This is a genomic window from Streptomyces sp. NPDC002044, assembly GCF_040296725.1.
GTDB classification, from domain to species: Bacteria; Actinomycetota; Actinomycetes; order Streptomycetales; family Streptomycetaceae; genus Streptomyces; species Streptomyces antarcticus.
Genome location: NZ_JBEOXU010000266.1, coordinates 1 through 4405, shown reverse-complemented (window position 1 = coordinate 4405; position 4405 = coordinate 1). Strand labels below are relative to the sequence as shown.

Annotated in this window: 4 protein-coding genes; all 4 read left to right on the top strand. The window is 74.3% G+C overall.

Features of this window, described 5'->3' with window-relative positions:
• A partial coding sequence (locus ABT106_RS31190; RefSeq protein ID WP_351284214.1) for a phosphopantetheine-binding protein occupies nt 1–657 on the top strand: 657 nt, incomplete at its 5' end.
• The gene (locus ABT106_RS31185) at nt 654–1451 is read left to right on the top strand and encodes a thioesterase II family protein (protein WP_351284212.1); all 798 of its coding nucleotides are present in this window, start codon (nt 654–656) and stop codon (nt 1449–1451) included. The genes ABT106_RS31190 and ABT106_RS31185, both read left to right, overlap by 4 nt.
• A 49-nt stretch (nt 1452–1500) precedes the next feature.
• Complete coding sequence (locus ABT106_RS31180) at nt 1501–2541, top strand: TauD/TfdA family dioxygenase (RefSeq protein ID WP_351284209.1); 1041 nt, start codon at nt 1501–1503, stop codon at nt 2539–2541.
• Nucleotides 2542–2546: 5 nt separating this feature from the next.
• Nucleotides 2547–4405 (top strand): non-ribosomal peptide synthetase (locus tag ABT106_RS31175; RefSeq protein WP_351284206.1); only part of this gene is annotated, 1859 nt, incomplete at its 3' end.

The window sequence follows — 4405 nt, the reverse complement described above, 5'->3', positions numbered from 1 at the left end:
AACCTCCACTACACCGGCCGCACCGACACCCAGATCAAAATCCGCGGCTTCCGCATCGAACCCACCGAGATCGAAACCGTCCTCACCACCCACCCGGAGATCACGCAGGCCACCCTGTCGACCCATCCCGACCACCACAACACGCCCCAGCTGACGGCCTACCTCGTCTCCACCGCGCCGGACCTCTCCGGCCAGGACGTCCGGCTCTGGCTGCGCACGCTGCTGCCCGACCACATGGTCCCGGCCTTCGTCGTCCTGCTCGACCGGCTGCCGCTGACCCCCAACGGGAAGATCGACAAGCGGGCGCTGCCCGTCCCGCAGGCCGCGGCCACGGTCGGCGGGCGGGGCCCGCGCACCGAGCTGGAGGCGTCGGTCGTCGCGTACTTCGCCGAAGCCCTGAACACGACGGAGCCGCTCTCCATCGACGACGGCTTCTTCGACCTCGGCGGCCACTCCCTGCTCGCCGCCCGCCTCACCAACCGGATCGGCGCCACCCTCGGCGTCACCCTCACCCTCCGCGACGTCTTCCAGCACCCCACCCCCGCCACCCTCGCCCAGCACATCGAGGGCCTGCGGCGGTCCGAGCCGGCGGCGCCCCGGCGGGCCCGGCCCGCGCTGCGCCGCCGCACCCCCGACCAGGAACGGAGTTCCTCATGAGCAACGACACCTATCCGGACTTCACCCCCGCGCCCGACGACGTGGTGTGGGACCTGCCGGGCGAGGGCCCGCAGCGCACGTCGCTGCTGGTCCTGCCGCACGCCGGCGGCAACGCGCACGCGTACGCCGAGTGGCGCGCGCACCTGCCCGCCGACGTGCGGCTGCTCATCGGCCAGTACCCGGGCCGCGGTGCCCGCTTCGCCGAGGACCTGCCCCGCACCATCGGTGACCTGGCCGGCCCGGTCGTGGCATCGCTGCCCGCCGGAACCACCGACGACCTGGTGGTCCTGGGACACAGCATGGGTTCGCTCGTCGCCTTCGAGGTGGTACGGGCCCTGCAGGCGGCCGGCCGGACCCCGCGGGCCCTGGTCGCCTCGGCCTGCCGGGCGCCGTTCCTGGCCAACCCGTGCGCGGTCCACCCCGAGCGGCTGGACGACGACCAGCTCGTCGCCGCCATCAAGGAGCGCGGCGGCACCGACGACGGGATCCTCGACGAGCCCGAACTGCGGGAGATCATCATCCCGTCGATCCGCGCCGACTTCGCCATCGACGACGTGTACCGCTGCGAGGAGTCCGCGGCCCGGGTGGACTGCCCGGTGACGGTGATCGGCGGCGACGCCGACCCGGTCGCGCCCGCCGAGACGCTGGGCCGCTGGGCACGGATCACCGACCGGCCCTTCGCCTCGTACGTCCTGCCCGGCGGCCACTTCTACTTCCAGCAGCGGCTGCCCGAGTTCTTCGCCGTACTGGCCCCGGTCGTCGGCGGCCACCTGCCGGCGCGCGCCGCCGCCTGACCCCGGCCGCTCCCTCCCCTCAACTCCGCACCTTTTTAAGGACTTTGCCATGACCACGTTCGCAGACGCCCCCACCGAGACCGGCATCATCCCGATCCGCGAGGCCGGCAAGCCCGTCGTCGTCCAGACCCCGGCCGGCGCCGACCTGGAGACGGCCGTCGCCTGGCTGAACGCGCACCGCGCCGACATCCAGGCCGAGCTGCACCGCTCCGGCGCCGTCCTGCTGCGCGGGCTTCCCGTGTCGGACGCCGCCTCCTTCGCCGCCGCCCGCGACGCGCTGATCCAGCGGCGTGCCGGATACAAGGAGAAGGCCACCCCGCGGACCGACTTCGGCGAGGGCGTCTTCTCGTCCACCGACCTGCCGGCCGTGCAGCCGATCCGGCTCCACAACGAGAACAGCTACACCCTCGACTTCCCCGGCGTGCTGCTGTTCGGCTGCGTGACCGCTCCCGAGGAGGGCGGCGCCACCACCGTCGGAGACATGCGCGAGGCGCTGCGCCTGCTGCCGCCGGAGCTGGTCGAGCGGTTCGCGCGGGCCGGCTGGCTGCTCGTGCGCACCTACTCCGAGCTGGCCGGGCTGCCCTGGTACAAGACGTTCGCGACCGAGGACAAGGCGGTGGCGCAGGCGTACTGCGAGGAGAACACCGTCGGCTACGAGTGGGTCGACGAGGACGACTCGATGATCACCCGGCAGCGCCGGTCGGCGATCGTCACGCACCCCGTGACCGGCGAGCAGAGCTGGTTCAACCACTTCGCCTTCTGGAACAGCCGCACCCTCGACCCGGACATCCGGGAGGTGCTCCTGGAGACCTACGGCGAGGACGGGCTCCCCTTCAACACCTACCTGGGCGACGGCACCGCGCTCACCGACGCCGAGGTCGACGCGGTCAACGCCGTCTATGACCGGGTCACGGTGCGCGAGACCTGGCAGCAGGGCGACCTGATGATCGTCGACAACATCCTGTGCGCCCACGGCCGCGAGGCGTACAAGGGCGACCGCAAGATCCTGGTCGCCATGGGGGATCCGGTCGCACTGGCCGACTGCGCCCCCGCCACCCAGCCGTCCACCACCGCGTTCGCCGGGGAGTGAGCACCATGACCGCCGTACTTCCCGAGCGCTCCCGTACCGAGGAGACCCCCCGCGCCGCCGCGGACCTGCTGGCGCGCCTGGCGCTGGCCCCCGCCGGCCGGACCGCCGTCGTCGCGGGCGACCGCGAGCTGAACTTCGGTGCCCTGCGCGCCGAGGCCATGCGGATCGCCGCCCGCCTGACGGCCCGCGGCATCGGCCCCGAGAGCGTGGTCGCGCTGGCCCTGCCGCGCGGGGCGGACCTCGTGGCCGCGCTGATCGGAACCCTGACCGCGGGCGCCGCGTACCTGCCGGTGGACCCGAAGCTGCCCGCCGAGCGGCGCCGCTACCTGGTCGAGGACTCCGGCGCCGACCTGGTCGTCACGGCCGGCCCGGACGCCGAGCCGCTCGCCCCGGGTGTCGCGCACCTCGCCGTGGCCGAGCTGACCGCGCCGGGTGAGGGGCCCGACCCCGCCTACGCCCCCGTGGCCGTCCGGGGCGACACCCTCGCCTACGTCATCTACACCTCCGGCTCCACCGGCCGCCCCAAGGGGGTCGAGATCGGCCGGGCCGCCGTCTCGGCGCTGCTCGCCGAGCTGGAGGGCGCGGGCATCGCCGTCACCGACGGCGGGCGGGTCGGCTGGAACGCCTCCCCGTCCTTCGACGCCTCCGTGCAGCAGTGGGTGCGCCTCTGCCGCGGCGACACCCTCGTGATGATCGACGAGGAGACCCGCGCCGACCCGGCCCTGCTGGCCCGGTTCGTGGACGAGCGGGCGCTGACCGACCTCGACATCACGCCCTCGCACGCCGACCCGCTGCTGGACCTCCTCACCGCCGACGGCGGGCCCCGCCCGCTGACCCTGCTCATCGGCGGCGAGGCCGTCACCCCGGCGCTCTGGGCCCGCCTCGCCGAGAAGGGCGCGCGGGGGGTGCTGCGCACGGTGAACCTGTACGGGCCCACCGAGTGCACGGTGGACTCCACGGCCGGCTGGATCGAGGGGCCCGGCGCCCCCCACATCGGCGGAGTCCTGCCGGGCCTGCGGATGCGGGTGCTGGACGAGAAACTGAACCCGGTCGGCGTGGGCGAGGGCGGCGAACTGTACCTGGCGGGCCCGCGCGTGGGCCGCGGCTACCGGCGCCGGCCCGCGCTGACGGCGGAGCGGTTCACCGCCGACTCCGGCGAGGGAGCCTCGTACGGCGGCCGGATGTACCGCACCGGCGACCTGGTGCGGCTGCTGCCGGGCGGCCGGCTGGCCTATCTGGGCCGGGCCGACGGCCAGGTCAAGCTGCGCGGGCACCGCATCGAACTCCCCGAGATCGAGGCCGCGATGACCGCGGCCGAGGGGGTCGCGGAGGCGGCCGTGCTGCTGCTCGACGACGTGCACGGCGCTCCGGGGCTGGTGGCGTACTACCGGGCGGCGGCCGGCCCGGTCACCGAGGGGGCACTGCGCGAACACCTCGGGGCGGCGCTGCCCGCCTACATGCTTCCGGCGGCCTTCGTGGCGCTGGACCGCTTCCCGACGACCACCAACGGCAAGCTGGACCGCGCGGCGCTGCCCGCCCCGGCCGCCGCCGACCCGGTGCCCGCCACCGCGGCCGAGGGCCTGACCCGCTCGCAGGAGCTGATCGCGGGCGTGTGGGCGGTCGTGCTCGGCGCCTCGCGCATCGGGCCCGACGACAACTTCTTCAAGCTGGGTGGGCATTCGCTCCTCGCGATCAAGCTCGTGTCCCGGGTCCGGGCCGAACTCGGCGTCGCGCTCCCGGTGAAGGCCGTCTACGCCCACCCCCGCCTGCGGGACCTCGCCGCCCACCTCGACACGCTCGTCGCGGCGGCCGTGTGGATGTACTCCTCCGGTCCGGCCTTCGCCGGCATCCTCTACGAAGAGGG

Excerpts from the sequence above, each read along its gene's own strand:
- ABT106_RS31185 (WP_351284212.1), top strand. The coding sequence starts at position 654 with ATGAGCAACGACACCTATCCGGACTTCACCCCCGCGCCCGACGACGTG.
- ABT106_RS31180 (WP_351284209.1), top strand. The coding sequence starts at position 1,501 with ATGACCACGTTCGCAGACGCCCCCACCGAGACCGGCATCATCCCGATC.